This is a genomic window from Variovorax sp. H27-G14, assembly GCF_046156345.1.
Taxonomy (GTDB): Bacteria; Pseudomonadota; Gammaproteobacteria; order Burkholderiales; family Burkholderiaceae_C; genus Variovorax.
Window position 1 is genome coordinate 135804 of record NZ_JAYLVN010000012.1, and the last position, 15419, is coordinate 151222.

At 67.9% G+C, this 15419-nt stretch carries 13 protein-coding genes; all 13 read right to left on the reverse strand.

From position 1 onward, the window contains the following. Window positions 1-10 precede the first annotated feature (10 nt). Window positions 11-1819 (reverse strand): type VI secretion system-associated FHA domain protein TagH, encoded by a 1809-nt coding sequence (gene tagH, locus VLK31_RS24440; protein WP_409171046.1) that lies wholly within the window; start codon window positions 1817-1819, stop codon window positions 11-13. Between the two features lie 89 nt (window positions 1820-1908). Then, window positions 1909-2076, reverse strand: coding sequence for a hypothetical protein (locus VLK31_RS24445; protein WP_409171047.1), 168 nt, complete (start codon window positions 2074-2076; stop codon window positions 1909-1911). 11 nt (window positions 2077-2087) lie between these two features. Next, on the reverse strand, window positions 2088-3377 hold the full coding sequence (locus VLK31_RS24450; protein WP_409171048.1) for a TIGR02270 family protein: 1290 nt from the start codon (window positions 3375-3377) through the stop codon (window positions 2088-2090). Window positions 3378-3390: 13 nt separating this feature from the next. Beyond that, complete coding sequence (locus VLK31_RS24455; RefSeq protein ID WP_409171049.1) at window positions 3391-4275, reverse strand: hypothetical protein; 885 nt, start codon at window positions 4273-4275, stop codon at window positions 3391-3393. Window positions 4276-4290: 15 nt separating this feature from the next. After that, window positions 4291-5391 carry a PAAR-like domain-containing protein gene (locus VLK31_RS24460; protein ID WP_409171050.1) on the reverse strand — a complete coding sequence of 367 codons (1101 nt, stop codon included), beginning with the start codon at window positions 5389-5391 and terminating at the stop codon, window positions 4291-4293. A 35-nt stretch (window positions 5392-5426) separates the two neighbouring features. Then, the gene (locus tag VLK31_RS24465) at window positions 5427-6464 is read right to left on the reverse strand and encodes a hypothetical protein (RefSeq protein WP_409171051.1); all 1038 of its coding nucleotides are present in this window, start codon (window positions 6462-6464) and stop codon (window positions 5427-5429) included. Continuing rightward, the gene (locus VLK31_RS24470) at window positions 6461-7549 is read right to left on the reverse strand and encodes a DUF2169 domain-containing protein (protein WP_409171052.1); all 1089 of its coding nucleotides are present in this window, start codon (window positions 7547-7549) and stop codon (window positions 6461-6463) included. Before VLK31_RS24470 ends, VLK31_RS24465 begins: the two co-directional genes overlap by 4 nt. A 39-nt stretch (window positions 7550-7588) precedes the next feature. Further along, entirely contained in the window at window positions 7589-8071 is a 483-nt protein-coding gene (locus tag VLK31_RS24475) for a DUF6484 domain-containing protein (RefSeq protein WP_409171053.1), read from the reverse strand. Between the two features lie 21 nt (window positions 8072-8092). After that, window positions 8093-10471 (reverse strand): type VI secretion system Vgr family protein, encoded by a 2379-nt coding sequence (locus tag VLK31_RS24480; RefSeq protein ID WP_409171054.1) that lies wholly within the window; start codon window positions 10469-10471, stop codon window positions 8093-8095. Window positions 10472-10596: 125 nt separating this feature from the next. After that, a complete protein-coding gene (locus tag VLK31_RS24485; RefSeq protein ID WP_409171055.1) occupies window positions 10597-10992 on the reverse strand; it encodes a DUF4150 domain-containing protein in 396 nt (131 codons plus the stop codon). A gap of 20 nt (window positions 10993-11012) precedes the next feature. Further along, complete coding sequence (locus VLK31_RS24490; RefSeq protein ID WP_409171056.1) at window positions 11013-11705, reverse strand: DUF3540 domain-containing protein; 693 nt, start codon at window positions 11703-11705, stop codon at window positions 11013-11015. Window positions 11706-11747: 42 nt separating this feature from the next. Beyond that, window positions 11748-12800, reverse strand: coding sequence for a pentapeptide repeat-containing protein (locus VLK31_RS24495; protein WP_409171057.1), 1053 nt, complete (start codon window positions 12798-12800; stop codon window positions 11748-11750). Then, on the reverse strand, window positions 12797-15400 hold the full coding sequence (locus VLK31_RS24500) for a DUF2169 domain-containing protein (protein WP_409171058.1): 2604 nt from the start codon (window positions 15398-15400) through the stop codon (window positions 12797-12799). The genes VLK31_RS24495 and VLK31_RS24500 overlap by 4 nt, the downstream gene beginning before the upstream one ends. Between the last annotated feature and the right edge of the window lie 19 nt (window positions 15401-15419).

The following is a 15419-nucleotide window of genomic DNA, read 5'->3' on the forward strand; positions in this document are numbered from 1 at the left end:
GTGCCTCGCTTCAGCTGTTGCGGTGGTGGTTGTCGTTGGCGCCGTTCGCGTTGTTCGTGCCGTTTGCGTTCCTTGCGCCGTTGCTGTCGTCGCTGGACTTCAGCCGCGCCATCTGCGCCTCGTAGGCCTCCAGAAAGGCCTTGCCGAAGAGCGCATGAAAGTCGTCCTCGGCCTCGCTCGCGATGCCGCCGTACAGCGACACGAACTGGTCCCACAGCTTGGCCTTGCGGTTGGCGCTGAACAGCGCGTCGAGCGCGGTCTTGGCGCTGATCTTCTTCTCGAGCTCGGCCGGCTCGAAGCGGCCGATGACATGGGCCAGCGCCGCGCGCAGGCCCACCATCACGCCGAACTGGTGGGCGCGCAGGTCGTTGAAGGCGTCGCGCATCGCGGCCTCGGGCGGCATGAAGCCGCGCACGCCGGGGCCAAGCAAGTGCGCAAGCGCCACCTCGACCGTGGGAGAAAACTTCAGCGGGTTGTTGGCCTGCGCCGCGATCATCGTGACCTCCGCGCGCACCTCGCGCTTGAACTCCTGGCGTGTGAGCAGCAGCTGCAGCGTGCCCTCGGTGGCGGTGCGCAGCATGGCGCCGACGCGCTCCATCAGGCCGGGCGTGAGCATGGTGGGCGGCTGGTGCGTGCTGGCCAGGCCGCGCAGGAAGGCGGCGAGCAGTTCGTCGTCGGTGGCGGTGCGTTCGAGCGGCGCGGCCACGGGGCGCGGGGGCTGCAGCGCAGCAGGTGGTGGTGGCGCTGATGGCGGGGGCGGTGATGGCGGCAACAGTGGTTCGGCGGCCCTGCCCGCGCTGTCCGGTCCGACGATGCGGATCGGCTGGCCGGTCATGTCGTCGAACTGGGCGAGAGGCTGCACGGGTTGCACGGGCGGTGGTGGCGCGGGCGGCGGCGGCGGTGGCGTGATCGCCCTCGGCGGGTTGAACCCGAACTGGTCGATGGGCAGGTGATCGGCGCGCGGTGCCGGCGCGGCGGGCGCCATGCGCTGCAGCGCGGCCATCGGGTCGGCGTCGGACGCGGTGTTGGGCTGCAGCAGCGGATCGGCCAGCGGCGACAGCGCGAGCGGATCGCCGCCGATGCCGCCGCCCGCGCCCAGGCCAAAGCCCATGCCGCCGAACAGGTCGTCGATGCCCGCGGCCTTGCCGTGCGCGGGCGGTGCGCCGAGGTCGGAGAAGTCGTCCAGCGCACCGGCGCCGCTGTTGGCGCTGTTGCCACCGTGGCTGCCCGAAGGCCCGAGCAGATTGGCGAACGGGTCGACCTGATCGGCCTGCGCGTTGCGCGAGCCGCTGGCCATGGGGTCGGGGAACAGCAGCGAGTCGGCCTGCGCGGCGGCAGACTTTGGTGCGGAAGCCGCGGCCGGTGCGGCCTGTCCCGCAGAAGGAGAGAGGCCCGCGAGCAGGTCGGCAAAGGGGTCGTCGCTCGAAGAGGCGGCCGCCGGGCTGCCCAGCACGGTGAGGGGAATCATCGGCGCGGGGGCCGCAGGTGCCGCGGAGGTGGCCGCCGCGCCCATGGCGCGCACCGCAAGCTCGAAGCTGCCCACCACCAGCCGCGCGCCGTCGGTCAACGCGGCTTCCCTGCCCGACCCCAGCGACACGCCGTTGCATTGCATCGGATTGCTGCCGCGGTCGATCACGAAGTACTGGCCGTCGCGGCACAGCACCTGCGCATGCACGCGCGACACGGTGCGGTCAGGGTCGTCGAGCACCAGCGTGTTGGTGTCGGCCCGCCCGATGGTGCCGCCGTGGGGCCCGAAGTCCGCGGCAATGGCCGCCCCGGCCGGTGCGCCTTGCCGGGTGATGACAGCGATATGAATCATGAATCGGCCCCCGAAGGCTCTGTGCCTGAATGCGCCTGAACAGGCTCGCAGGGAGTATTCATTCCGTGGTGCATGTTGGCAATCTCGCCTTAAGAGGTATGCCATTGCAGCCAGGCGGCAACGGTGGTGAAGACGAGGGCGATGAGGAGCCAGGTGCGGGTGGCGGGGTCGCGCAGGGTGCGTCCTTTCGTTTGACGAAACGCAGCTGCCATGAGGAATGCAACGGCGAGTGCAGCAAGGATGTACTTGGCGACCATTGGCCAATCGCCTACGCGGGCGGCCACTGCGCAAGCCAGCGCTGCTGCCGCCATGCCGGCGCGCTCGTGGGAAAGAGCTTGCTCCCCGGCCGCAGCAGGCAGAGATATTGCGCTGCGGCGATGCGCTGTCGCTGGTAGCCGTGCTTCAACACGTCGACGCAATGCACCCAGGACGGTGCGGCACCCATGAAGTAACGTTCGCCAGCCTGAAAGCCATGCCCGTTGACCTCCCACCAGGCATGAATTTTCTGCGGGTCGGGCCAGGGCAATCCGTCGTCTTCGTCCATGGCGACGTCACCGTCCTGCGGTGCATCTGCGGGACCGGGGTCGAAGCCCTGGGGCGGTCTTCGCTCCAGGTCGAGCCAGGCAAGATCAAGTCCGGTGATCGTGCTGAATGCCTCGCCCGCCAGCCGCGAGCGTCGAGGCGCGTCCATCTGTGCAATGAGCCACGGCACCAGCCTCGGGTCGCCCACTGTGCCCGCGCAACGTATCGCATCCCTCACATGGTCCGGCTTGTCGAGCATCTCGGTGAGGAGCCTCGCCGCCTGCGTCGGGTTCGCAAGCTTGAACAAGAGCGACAGCGCCTGTGCACCGTGCCGTGATCCTGCCAGCAGGGTCGCGTCATGCAGAGCGCGAACAGGCCGATGACGTTCACCCAGAAGCACGGCCGAGCAGGCCGCCTGGATTCGGCAATCGGCGTCTTCGTCGCCCAGTGCGCCAATGCAGGCCGCGACCAGGTCGAGCCTTCCGCACGCCCCTGCGGCACGCAGTGCCCGCGCACGCAGCGTCGCATCTGCATCGGTGACGGCGGCGTGCAGCATCTCGCCAGGATCGACCATGTGAAAGTTGCAAGCGTCGATGGCGATGCCCCGACGAAACGGATGGGGCGAGTCGAGCATGTCCTTCGCGATTCCGCGCAGCGACTCCGCGCAAGCCCAGCCGCTTGCCAGCGCAATGGCATCGCGCACATCCGGGACCTGTTCGGCGACACCCAGCAGGCGTTCCAGTCGCGGCAGATCGCGGTTTTCGAGTGCCAGCACGGTCGCGGCAAAGACCTCGCCGTGACCCGCGTCGGCCAGCGCCTCGTCGCACGCCTTGCTGCCCTCTGCTGCGGCCACCACCAGCCCGTCGAGGTGTGCGGCAAGCCGGTCGTCAAGACGCCGCAGGTGATGCAGTTTCGCGTGTGCGGCGTTCGCGAGAAAGAATCGCTGATTGCAGAGCAATGCAGCTTCCTCGGCATGGCGCGTCACGACCAGCGGCACCGCAATTGCGGCGCGACGGCGAACCATTGCGGCGCTCATTCAACAGGCCCCGTCAGTCGTACTTCTGCCATGTCGTACCGTCGAACGACGCCACGTCGGCTTTTCCGACCGACCACAGCACGCCTTGCGCCACGCTCAGGCTGTAGCAGGTGACCGGCCCCATGGCGCCGTAATCGACCGGCACCAGTCGATCGGCATGCAGCGTGTAGAGCTGCGACATCGTCGCCACATACAGGCTGCCACCAAACCAGCACAGGTCCCACAGGTCGGCCGTGACTTCGTCCTCCCAGGCCACCGGTGCCCAGACATCCCCGCGCCCGCTGACCAGCACACCGCCCTGCCCGGCCACATGCACCGTACCGTCACCCGCGCAGCAGACAGCCGTGAGGATGACATTGGTCGGACTGCCGCACTGCGTCCAGGCCGCGCCGTCGTAGCGCCATATCTCGCCACCCCATCCCGCGGCATAGATTTCGTTTTCTGCGTAGCCGTCGATCGCCTCGAACCCGAAGACCTCGGTCTGCGCGGCAGGCGGCGCGCTCATGTCTATCCATTGCCTCTCCGCGACACGCCTGTAGACCTGCCGCTTGCTGCCGCATGCATAGACCTGGCCGCCGATTTCGCGCGCGTTGCGGATCATGACGGGGCGCGGATCGATCGATTCATCTTCGCGCCGCCCGCTCGCATAGGTGCTGACGTCGCCGTCCTCTCCGATGAGCACGACCTTCTCCGACGGCAGCTTTGCCACGGCGATGGCCGTGGCGTTCCAGGTGGTATTGAACGCATCCCCCCAGTTGCCTTTGTAGAGACCCACCAGGCTCACATGCGCAATGTCCTGTTCGAGCAGCGTCTTCATCTGGCTGATGACATACACCAGGTCCGCGAGGCGGGCTGCGCCCCTCACGAATTCACGTGACTTGGAAACTCGTTCGCTCATGGGAACTCCTTGCGGTCATGGCAGCGGCGAGCCAAGCTTGCCGGCCGTTTCGTTGATGGTGGTCTGCAGCGACGCATAGTGTTCGGGCTCCGTTCTGCCGGTGGATGAATGCTTCACGTCCTTGCCTGCATCGCCAAGCCCCTTGTGGCCTTCCTTCAACTGCGCCTCGATGCATTTCTGGTCGCAGTGCGGCGCCACCGCCTTCGCACCCGCGGCGCAATGTTCGACCTCCTTGTCGAACGGCCGGTGCGTTCCGCTCGGCACGCTGGAAGTGGCTTTGTGGTGTGTGTGCCGCAGCCCATGCGTGCCGGAGCAGCTGCCCCCCTCGGTGCACATGCACGGGGCCGCTTCCATCCTGTAAGGCTTCCAGCCGGGCATCGACTGGCCCCCGTAGTGGTCCTTGAAGAACGAACTCTTCGGGACGATGTGGTCGCCCGTCTGCGCGGGGCAGCAGCCCTTGATGCCGTCTTCCACCTGGGGCGAGGCATGGTAGGGCACCAGCCGGCATCGGCGCGCGGAGGCGCACTCGTTCTCGCTGGCCTTCTTGGCCGCACCCGGCAGATCGCCCTTGATGGAAGCGAAGTCGCCTCCAAGCCCGGTCTCGGCGCAGACGTCCTTGCCGTCCTTCTTGGCCGGCTTGTAGTCCGCACAAGCCTTTTCCTCGCGAGCCTTGTCCCCATCGCATGCCGTCTTGTCGATGTTGCCGTCGGCCATCGAGTCGACGAAGGGCCAAGGGATGGATTCGTTGGCCGTCGGGCTTCCGTGGTTGTTGGTGGTCTTGTCGAGATGTCGCACCGCGTTCTCGCCCTCGAACTTCACGTCCATCGACCAATCGATGAAGTACACCTTGCCCTTGTTCTTGCTCGATATGACGCCTTTCTTCGCGGCGCATCCGGCTTCGTCGCCCGACGAGGTCTTGAAGTAGGACTTGTTCTTCAACATGATTTCCTGACCGGAAATCTGCACGCTGCGGCTGCCGTCGGTGGTGTCGGAGGCAAGCCCGGTGTTGGGGTACGGCACCGGCACGCCCGGCGGGGTGGCGGGGTTCTCCGGCGGGGTCATGCATACGTCGGGCGTGGCGCAAATGGTCTTGCCCGCTCCGGCCTTGCATGCCACTTCCCTTCCGTTGGCAAAGACCTGGTTCGCCACTGTCAGCCCCCCGTGAAGTGCCAGGAAAAAATCATCGACGCGCGCTTGCCGTCGTCGTTGCCCAGGTGCAGCAGCACGTTGTTGCCTTTGGCGTAAGCCTTCTCGCACGCAGTCTTCAGCACGGCGATCATTGCGAGCCCCACGGGCGCGCCCACCTCTCCGATGCAGTCCGCCGGATGCCGCACATCGAACTCGGTTCGCCTGGTGCGATCGATCCGTCCGAATGCGAGGGTGGCCTCCTTGAAAACATACTGTCCGCCCGAAGCGTCGATGATCTTGAAATCGAGAATGCTCTCGTTGCATTCGGCCTCTTGCAGCGACTGCTTGATGGCCGCTGTCAGACCATCGGCACGCAGGGGCGCCTCGGAGTCGATGTGGGACTTCTCCACCGCAAACCCAATACCGCGGCACACCAGCTGGCCCCACGGTCGAGCGCGCAGCGGTTCCACGAGCAGCGCGGCGGCGCCTTCGCCAGGAATGAATCCGTCCGAGTTGTCGCTCGTCAGCAGCCGGTCCCGCGCCTCGCAGTCGGCCAGCGCCGCGCCATCGAGCAAGCTGTCGCTCGCCGCCACGACGACCTGTTGTGCGACGGATGCGCCGATGAGCTGGCGCGCGCGCAACAGCGCAACCGCCACCGACACATGACCCTTCGCGATCACCGCGGACTCCGGATGAAAGTCAAAACCCAGTTCCTGCTGCAAGGCGTCCAGAAAAGCCGGGTCGTTCGTCACGCCCCGCCCGGGTCGGTCGGTTTCAGCGAGGCACAGCAGCAGTGGCGTGGCCTCGCAGGTGGTCCGGTCGAAGCCCTCCGTGCATTCGCCGATGGCCCGCGCGGCCATCATCAGCAGCTTCTTCTCACCGCGCCACGGATGTTCGAGCGGCACCTCGCACCCCATGATCCACTCGCCATGCCGGTCCCTGAAGGAGGTTTGCCTAAAGTTGTCGATGGCACCACGAATTGCCGCGCAGCTCGCCGGTGCGTCCAAGCCCACGCCCGTCACCATGCCGGTGCGGCTTATCACCACAGGAATCGCGCTCATGGCGTGGGCTCCGTCGCTTCGCGCTTGCCCCGAACCAGGTCGCCAAGCGACGGATGCCAGGTCTTTCCAAGTTCGCGCGCACGCCACCAGCCGCGCGACATCGTGCCTGCCAGGATGTTCGATATCTCGAACATGTTCTTCTTGAGCGGCAGCGTGCTGCGCCAGGCGAGGGTCATGAGCCCTCGGTCGGCATGGATCGCGATGGTGTCGAGAACGGCGCGGCTGTCTTCATGCCCGCCCTTGCGCCGGAAGAAGGTGACCGGCACCTCGCGCAATGGCAACCTGAATCTCGTGTGGCCCTCGGGTGTCAAGTTGGCGAGCGCCAGTTCTTCGCCGCCCAGCGGAAAAGCGATCTGCTGATCCCGCGGTGCCGCCTGGTAGTGGTCATCCTGAAAGTCGGCCGGCAAGAACGGAAAGGTGTTGTCGATCCAGTCCTGGTCATAGGTCCCCGCATAAGGCAGCCTGCCTGCCCACCCCCTTCCGAGCGGCCCTAACGCCATCGGCGAAAAAACACCGTCCGGCGCATCGACGGGGCGATCGAGCTCCTCGGTGTTCGGCAACGGCGCACCGTCCACGAACCTGGCCTGCAGGTTGCGATGCCAGCCGCGCCCCACCGGGTTGGCCATGTAGGCCGCATGCCGGTGCGGATCTTCGTGGCGCTCGTCGACGCCGCCAAACGCCAGGTCATACGAAATCGGTTGCTGCAGAAAGAACTGCGGCGCGGATGCACGCACGCCCGACAGTCCGGTGTCCCAATGACGTTCACCAACGACCGAGAACACCTTCTTCCAGTTGCCCAGACGCACCCCTACCGGCACCCGTTGCGCCGGCTCGCCATGCGGCGCGTGCGCGCTGCCCGACACCAGCACGTCGCACCGGAGCTTGCGCGGCGCAAAGTCGACCTCTTCCGCGGGCGCCGAATAGCCCGGCGCCCCGGTGAAGGTGTCGGCCGTGATCAACGGCAACTGCGTCGCATGGAGGTGCGCCGTGCCACCGTCCGGCGGAATGGCGAAGGTTCCCTTCACGACCACGACAAGCAACTCGCGGCCTGTCGGCTCTACGCCCATGGTGTAGCCGGCGGTCATGCCGGTGGCGTTGATGAGTTCCATTGCGGCACCTCCCGCTCAGTTGATCTGCACCGCACCGCCCTTGACCCGGTTGACGCCGGTGGAGCGGCTCAGCACGTAGCTCCCCTGTATCAACACCTTGCCGCTGCGTGTCAACGTGATGCTGGCCTTGCCGCAGCGCAACACCATCTGCTCCCGTGCGCTCAGGATCATCCGCTCACCGTCGGCGTCGATCTCCACTTGCAGCGGCTTGCCCGCCAGCGGCCAGCCCTCGTCTCCGCGCAGCACACCCATCACGATCGGGCGGCGCGGATCGGCCTGCTCGAACATGAGCACCACGCACCGCCCAATGTGCGCGCCATGCAGGTCGACCACGCTGCGTGCGCGCAGGGCCGCGCTGCCCGGCTGATCCGGGAACATCACGAGCGGTGTGCGCCCCTCGTCGGCAATGGCGACCAGCTGTCCGGTTGCCATGGTGTTCCACGGTGCAATGGCCGAGGCCTCCCCCATTCCGGTGTCGATCAGATCTCTTGCGCTCATGGTCAGGCTCCTTGAATGAAATCAGTTCTGCAGAATCTTCGACCCCTTCATCACGATGTCGCTGCTCGCCTTCGCGTTGATCTTTCCGGAGGCGTCGATCGTGATGTCCTTGCCCTTGATCACGATGGTCCCGTCCTTCTTCATCGTGATGCTCGCGCTGCCCGTGGTGATGGAGATGGAGTCGCCCGCCGTGATGACCAGGTTCTTGCCGACCGACAGCGCGTCGTCCTTGCCCACGCTGCTCGTGCGCCCCTCGCTCACGCTGCGCGTCTCGTTCTTGCCCACGTTGGTCGACAGGTTCGCCCCCACATCCACCGACCGGTTCGCACCGATGCTGCTCGACTGGTTCACGCCCACGTTCACTGTCTGGCTCGCACCCACGGTCACGGCCTGCATCGCCCCCACCGTGATCTCCTGCGCCGCGCCCACGGTGATGGTCTCGTTGACGCCCACCGTGTGCGTGCGCTGCAGCGCCACGGTGGCGGTCTCGCTGGCGCCCACGGTGATCGTGCGGTTGCTGCCGATGGTGATGGTCTCGTTGCTGCCCACGGTCTCGGTGCGGTTCACGCCAATTGCAATGGTCTCGTTGCTGCCCACCTTCTCCGAGCGGTCCACGCCGATGGTGATGGTCTCGTTGTGGCCGACTGTTTCGGTACGGTCGTGCTTCACATGGGTGGTCTCGTCGTGGTCGACGGTCTTGCTGCGGTCGTGGCCCACCCAGTGCGTTTCGTCGTTCTCGACCTCGATGTCCTGATTCTTCTCGGCGTGCAGGTACACCTGCTCCGCCCCCTTCTTGTCCTCGAAGCGAAACTCGTTGCAGTTGGCCGCGCTGCCCTTCGGCGTGGAGCGCGTGCGAAAGCCGCTCTGCGTGTGGGTGCCGAAAGGAATGGGCTGGTCGTCGTTGTAGACGCGCCCCATGATCAGCGGCCGGTCGGGGTCGCCGTTCAGAAAGTCGACGATCACCTCCTGGCCGATGCGCGGAATGAAGTAGCCGCCCCAGCCCTTGCCCGCCCACGGCTGCGACACGCGCACCCAGCAGGTCGACTTCTCGTTGCTCTTGTCGTAGCGGTCCCAGTGAAAGTGCACCTTCACGCGGCCGAAGTCGTCGGCATGAATTTCTTCGCCCGCGGGCCCGACGACGATGGCCGACTGCGGCCCCGGCATCACCACGCGCGGCGTGAGGCGCGGCGCGCGGAACGGCACGTCCACCGGAAACACGGTGAGCAGGAAGGCGCAGGCGCCCGGCACGCCGGCCTGCAGCAACGGCGTGCGCGCGACGATGGCCTCGAACGCGCCACGGGTGTCGGCCAGCACCGCGTCGTCGTCCAGCGCCTCGCGCAGCAGCGTGCTCACGCTCACGCGCGGCTCCTGCAAATCGGCGCCCTCGTAGCCGGGATGGCTGGCAACGAAGGTGCAGGCCGCAATGACGTAGTCGCCGTCGCGCTTGCCGTCGGGGTCGTTCTCGAACCTGAAGCTGCGCCCCGCGGCCACGTCGGGCCACGGCGTGAGCGCCCAGTGCCGCTGGCGGCGCGCGCCAAGCTCTTCGCCGCGCAGCTTGCCCTTGTCGTCGGCGTCGCCGCCGCTGAAGTAGCCGCCCGCGAATTCGAAGGCCTCGAACTCGGCCAGCTCGTGCGTGTCCGGCGTGCCGCCGGCGGCCTCCAGCTTTTTCTTGATGGCCTTGAAGTTGCTATCGGCCGATGCGTACTGGCCGGTGTCCAGCTGGCGCTCGCTGACCCAGCGCGACACCTCGTTGAAGCGCGCCTCGGCCGCGTCGCCCGACACAAAACGCAGCGTGTCGGCCGCGGGCAGCTTGTCGTGCGCGATGTCGCTGGCGTCCGACAGGTGCATGGTGCCCGGTGCATCGTGCGCGTCGAACCAGCAGTAGATGCCCTCGTCTTCCAGCAGGCGCGATACGAACTGGTAGTCGCTCTCCTGGTGCTGCACGCAGTAGCGGCGCGGCTTGTGGGTGCCGATGACGTTGTCGGTCTTCACCTTCTTGAAGCGCTTGATGGGGCTGTCCTCGAACACCGCATCCAGCACGTCGAGCACGGGCTTGTCCTGCAGGATGCGCGAGTTGATGCGCTTGGTGAGCAGCCAGAACCACGAGCGCAGCGTGATGCGGTATTCGCAGTGGCGGCCCACGCGGCCGGCGCGCACGAAGCGCACCGCATGGCCCTGGCAGTGCCGCTCGTGCGTGCCGCCGTCGGCGTCCTCGAAGCCGATGACGATGTCGAAGGCCCGGCCCAGGATGTCCTTGGCGTCGATGGCCTTGTTCTGCGACAGCACGGTCAGCTCGTAGGTGGACGCGCGCGCCAGTGCCTCGTGCCCCACGATGCGCCAGAACATCAGCTCGTCCCTGGCGGGCGAATCGCTCTCGATGCGGAACTCCTGGTCGGCCATGAATGGCGCCTCCGTTGCTCTTCGCTTCTCTTCTCTTCTCTTCTCTTCTCTGGTCTGCTCTGCTCTGCCTCGCTCTTTGCGGGCGGCGCCGGTGCGCGCGCCGCCCCGGAATCGACCGCCTCGCCTCAGGGCGCCAGCAGCACCACCAGCGGCTGGCTGGGCACGGTGCGCACGCCGGGGCAGTTGGTGCTGTTCTGCAGCGACACGCTGGTGAGCCGCGTGGCGGGCATGCCGTTCCACAGCACCGTGAAGGCGCCGGTGAGATGTCGGCTCGGCCCCATCACGGTGCCCGAGGCCACGCCCAGCAGCACGCCGGGGTTGTCGCCGTTGGTCATCGGAATGGTGGTGCCCAGGTTGTGCGCCGGTGCGCCCATCACCAGGATCGTGGGGCAGTTGGGAATGGCCATCGGCCCCATGGCGATGTTGGGGTAAGGCACCGGTATGGGGGACGGTGCGGCGGGCGTGATGCACACATCGGGAAAGCCCATGTCGGTGCCCATCAACTGGCAATTGGCGAACATGTTTTTGCTCCTGTGCCGTGTCAGCCGAAATGAATTTGCGCGCCGCGGGCCTTGATGAGCTCGCGGCCGTTCACCAGCGTGTGCTCGCCCTCCAGCCGCAGCAGCTGCTTGGCTTCGCACTCCACATGCGTGGCGGCCACGCGGTCGATGCCGTCGGTGGTGCGCAGGTAGTGCCGGCTGAAATGCTGCACGCGGTCCATCACCGTCGACAGCACCGAGCCCACGAGCCGGATGCCGGTGCCGACCATGCTCAGCTGCCGGCCTACCAGCTCGGCGGTGTCGGTGGTCACGCTCAGCTGGTGCGCGTCGATGCTGAGTGCCTCCGAACGCACGCCAACGCGCGCCGCAGCCAGGTCGAGCGCACCGCCCTCCGCGGCGATGCGCAGGTTGCCGGGGCAGCTCACCACGTTGGCGGTGCCTTCTTCGCGCTGCAGCACGGCCATGACCCAGACCTCGTCGGGCGCGATGCGCAGGCAGGCCACGCTGTCGCCGGCAGCCGGTTCGAGCAAGCAGCTGGCCGCGCGCCGGGCCGCCAGGCGCAGCGTGCCGCTGGTGACGACGGGCATGCCGGCCGCGTCGAAGGCCAGCAGGCCGACGCACCACACGCCGCCGATGGCTTGGGCATCCGCGCCCTTGCGGCCGGGGGTGGCCGCCGAGCCCGGCTCGGCAGCCAGTGCGGCTTTTTTCGGACGCGCTGCTGTGCGGGTGTTCATGGTTTGTTCCTTCGTGGTGTCTGAATGCATGCGAGTGCCGTGTCACGCGACCAATGGCTGCCAGCGTTCTGCCGCAGCCAGTTCGGGGTCGCTCTCGATGGCGCGTGCGCGGTCGGTCATTTGCGCGTCTTCGGTGATCGCGCCGTGCAGCACGGTGCGTTGCAGCGTGGCGCGCCGCAGGTCGGCCTTGCTGAGGTCGGCGTGGCGCAGGTCGGCATGGGTGAGGTCGGCGCCTGTGAAATTGGCGCCCTGCAGCTTCGCTCCCGCAAAGTGCGTCTGGTAAAGGTCGCAGCCCGCAAAGCTGGCCTGCGGCAGCACGGCGCCCGAGAACAGTGCCTGCCGCAGCCGCGCACCCGAGAAGTCGGTGCCTTGCCCGGTGGCATCGCAGAAGATGGCCGACGGTGCCACGGCCTTCACGAACTTCGCGCCCGTCAGCGTCGCGCCCTGAAAGTTGCATTGCTGCAGCACGGTGCCGCTGAAGTCGGCCCCGCTCAGGTCGGCCGACGAGAACTGGCAGCCGTCGAGCGCCAGGCCCGCGAACGACATGCCCTTGAGCGAGGTCTTGAAGAACACGTTGCGCTGCATGCGCGCGCCGGCCCATGTGAGGTGCGAGAGGTCGCATTCGTTCACAGTGGTGTAGGGCCAGGTGGTGTCGTCGGCGCACACGTCCAGCAGCACCGACTGCGTGAACACCGCCGAGCCCAGTTGCGCGCCGCGCAGGTTCGCATGCGCCAGCGTGCATTGGGACAGCGTGGCCATGGTGAGCACGGCCTGCGCAAACTGCGCGTGCTGCAGGTCGCATTCGGTGAACACCGCGCCGTGCAGGTTGGCCTGGCGCAGGTCGGCATGGTCGAGCAGGCAGCGGTTGAAAACCGCGCGGCGCAGGTTGGCGCCGGCCGCCAGCGCACCGCGCAGGTCGCACTGGTCGAACACGGTCTCGCGCAGGTCGGCCTCGCGCAGATCGGCCTCCACAAAGCGCACGTTGGAGAACACGCCGCCGCCCAGCGACAGCCCCGCATAGCGGCCCTTCCCCAGGTCGAGGCCCTCCAGCGTCTCGCCGACGCGTACCGCCAGGGCCAGCAGCTTGGGGGTCATGCAGTGGCCTGCTGTTCGGGGGTGAGGCGCGGCCAGGTGCGCGCGCGTGTCAGCAGCGCACCGTCGAGCAGGGTGGCGCCGTCGAGCCGCACGCGGCTCAGGTCGGCGCCGAAGAGGTTGCTGCGCCGCAGGTCTGCGCCGCGCAGGTCGGCCTTCTGCAGCACCGCGTCACTGAGGTTCACGCCCGACAGCAGCGCACCGGCGCAGCCGCTCATGCGCAGCAACGCACCCTTGGCGCTGGCCAGCCGCAGGTCGGCGCCGTCCAGCCGCGCCTCGCACAGGTTGGCACCGTCGAGCAGCGCGCGCACCAGCTTCGCGCCGCGCAGGTCGCAGCCGCCCAGGTTGGCGCGGCGCAGGTCGGCGCCGCCCATGTCGGCCCCCGCGAGGCTGGTGTTCTTCACGGCCACGGCGCCGGCGCCATGCGCCATGCGCAGGTCGGCCCCGTCCAGCTTGCAGGTGACGAAGGTCGCGCCTTCGAGCTTGGCGCCCTGCAGGTCCACGCCCGACAGGTCGGACTCGATGAAGTTGCACACCGACAGATCGGCCCCCGGCCAGCGCATGCCGCGCAGGTCGAGCTTGTAGAAGGTCTGGCCGGCCAGCAGCGCGCCTTCCCAGTCGGCCACGCCCCAGGTGGTTTCGAGCAGGTTGGCGCCGGCGAAGCGCGCGCGCCGCATCTGCGTGCCGGCCAATGCGCAATGCATCAGCACCGCCTGCGAAAAGTCGGCACCGTCGAACACGCCGCCCGCCAGCGCGGCCTTGCCGAGGTTGGCCTTGCCAAACTTTGCGCCGATGGCGATGGCGCCTTCGAACCTGGCATGCGCCAGCACCGCGCCGCCGAAGTCCGCGCCCGAGAGGTTGGCGTTGCGAAAGTCCACGCTCTCCAGCCAGGCACCGCGGAAGTCGACCTCGCGCAGGTCGAGGCCGGAGAAGTCGGCACCGGTGAAGTCCAGGCCCGCGAAAAGCCGGATGCCCGCTGCCACCGCGCGCGGCATTTCGCGGCGCAGTTGGTTGGCTTCGGCGGCATTGGTGATGGCCATGGCCGGGGCGGGCGGCTGCATGTGCGCGGTTTCCAGATAGCCCTGGCGTTGCACCTCCTCCAGCTGTTGCAGCTTGGGCAGCAGCGGCGCCAGGTCGGGCGGGTTCGACCCCACCGCCGCCTGCGCGCGCAGGTCGGCCAGATGCTTGTCGGCCTTGTACAGGGGCGGTCCGCGGTGCTTGAGCGCACCCAGGTCGATCTTCTGCTGCGCCGACATGGCGTAGGCCCGCTCCAGCGCGGTAACGGCGTCTTCCACCGCGGCCCACTGCTGGGCCTTCATCTCGGCGACCACCTTGTCGAGGTAGGCCGGCAAGGCCTCGCCCTGTGGCACCTGCTCGCGCGGCGGCATGCGGATGCCCAGCGCGTCGGGGTCCTGGCCCAGGTCGCGGGCTTTCTGGCGCGCGAGCTCGACGTCCATCTGCGCGCGGCGGCGTTGCGCCTCGCCCTGCAGGCCGGCCATGGCAAAGGGCGCCTTCGCGGCCTCGACGTCGGGGTCGGCGGTGCTCACGCCTTCGGGCAGCAGATCGCTGTCGACCAGGGCGTAGAGCGCGCCGCTCTTCGGGTCGGCGCGCTTGGCGGCGGCATCCAGGTAGTGCTGGTCGGTGCGCGGCTGGCCGTTGCGCTCGACAGCGCCCATCAGGCTGAGCACGTCGCTGCCGTCGTCGGTGCCCACCTCGGCCAGCCCCTGGAAGATGGCGATGCAGCGTTGCGCATGCGGAAAGAACCACACGGTGGTCAGGCGCAGCGGCACCTCGCGCACCTTCGGCTCGGCGCCCTCGGCCTTGTAGCCGACGAACACACGCGCTCGCATGCCGGGCAGGCGCCCTTCCACGCGCGCGTGCTCGGGGTGCATGTGATCGAAGGCAAAGCTCTCGTCGCCGGCCAGCGGGGCGCCCATCCACTGGTCGGGCGGCGCGAGGTTGAAGAAGCGCCAGTCGGTGTCGGGCGCGAAGCCGGGGGCGTGCTGCTTCAGGTAGTCGGCGTCGTAGGTGCCGCGGTGCTGGGCACGCTGCGGGTGCATGAGGTCCAGCGCACCGAAGCCGGCCGGCGCCACGGCCTGGTCGGGCCGCAGCAGCCGGTCGCCCGGAAGCTCGATGTTGGGCAGCCACGTGAGGCCGTCGCGCGCCTCCCTGCCGCGGCCCAGCGGGTTGGCTGCGAAGCCGGGGCCGCCGTAGGCGCCTGCCCAGCCGACAGGCATGGCGGTGAAGGGCTGCGGCGCGCTGGGTTGCGCGCCGTCCCAGTAGCGCTCGCCGAACACCAGCAAGGTCTTTTCCTGTGTGCCGAAGCGCGCGCGCACGGCGCAGGCGTTCGGCCGGTCGGCGGGTGCGAAGGCTTGGCCATGCACCAGGAACTCGGGCGTGAGCTTGGCCACGCCTTCGTCGATCAGCGGCTGCGCCATTTCCTTCGACAGGAACGACCACATCGACTGCTCGGCCCACAGGCAGCCGCGCTCGTCCTGCGCGAACGGCAGGTACAGGTACGCGCTGATGCTGAGCCCGTAGCGCTTGCGGAACTCGATGGGCCGCGTGGAAAGGCCGAGTGCCTGGGGTTTGAGGATCTGCATGGGCTGTGCCTGTGAATCG

What these genes read in the sequence shown, in the direction of transcription:
- VLK31_RS24495 (WP_409171057.1), bottom strand. Translation starts at nt 12,800, where the DNA reads ATGACCCCCAAGCTGCTGGCCCTGGCGGTACGCGTCGGCGAGACGCTG.
- VLK31_RS24455 (WP_409171049.1), bottom strand. Translation starts at nt 4,275, where the DNA reads ATGAGCGAACGAGTTTCCAAGTCACGTGAATTCGTGAGGGGCGCAGCC.
- VLK31_RS24480 (WP_409171054.1), bottom strand. Translation starts at nt 10,471, where the DNA reads ATGGCCGACCAGGAGTTCCGCATCGAGAGCGATTCGCCCGCCAGGGAC.
- VLK31_RS24445 (WP_409171047.1), bottom strand. Translation starts at nt 2,076, where the DNA reads ATGGTCGCCAAGTACATCCTTGCTGCACTCGCCGTTGCATTCCTCATG.
- VLK31_RS24465 (WP_409171051.1), bottom strand. Translation starts at nt 6,464, where the DNA reads ATGAGCGCGATTCCTGTGGTGATAAGCCGCACCGGCATGGTGACGGGC.
- VLK31_RS24490 (WP_409171056.1), bottom strand. Translation starts at nt 11,705, where the DNA reads ATGAACACCCGCACAGCAGCGCGTCCGAAAAAAGCCGCACTGGCTGCC.
- VLK31_RS24450 (WP_409171048.1), bottom strand. Translation starts at nt 3,377, where the DNA reads ATGAGCGCCGCAATGGTTCGCCGTCGCGCCGCAATTGCGGTGCCGCTG.
- VLK31_RS24470 (WP_409171052.1), bottom strand. Translation starts at nt 7,549, where the DNA reads ATGACCGCCGGCTACACCATGGGCGTAGAGCCGACAGGCCGCGAGTTG.
- VLK31_RS24500 (WP_409171058.1), bottom strand. Translation starts at nt 15,400, where the DNA reads ATGCAGATCCTCAAACCCCAGGCACTCGGCCTTTCCACGCGGCCCATC.
- VLK31_RS24475 (WP_409171053.1), bottom strand. Translation starts at nt 8,071, where the DNA reads ATGAGCGCAAGAGATCTGATCGACACCGGAATGGGGGAGGCCTCGGCC.
- VLK31_RS24485 (WP_409171055.1), bottom strand. Translation starts at nt 10,992, where the DNA reads ATGTTCGCCAATTGCCAGTTGATGGGCACCGACATGGGCTTTCCCGAT.
- tagH (WP_409171046.1), bottom strand. Translation starts at nt 1,819, where the DNA reads ATGATTCATATCGCTGTCATCACCCGGCAAGGCGCACCGGCCGGGGCG.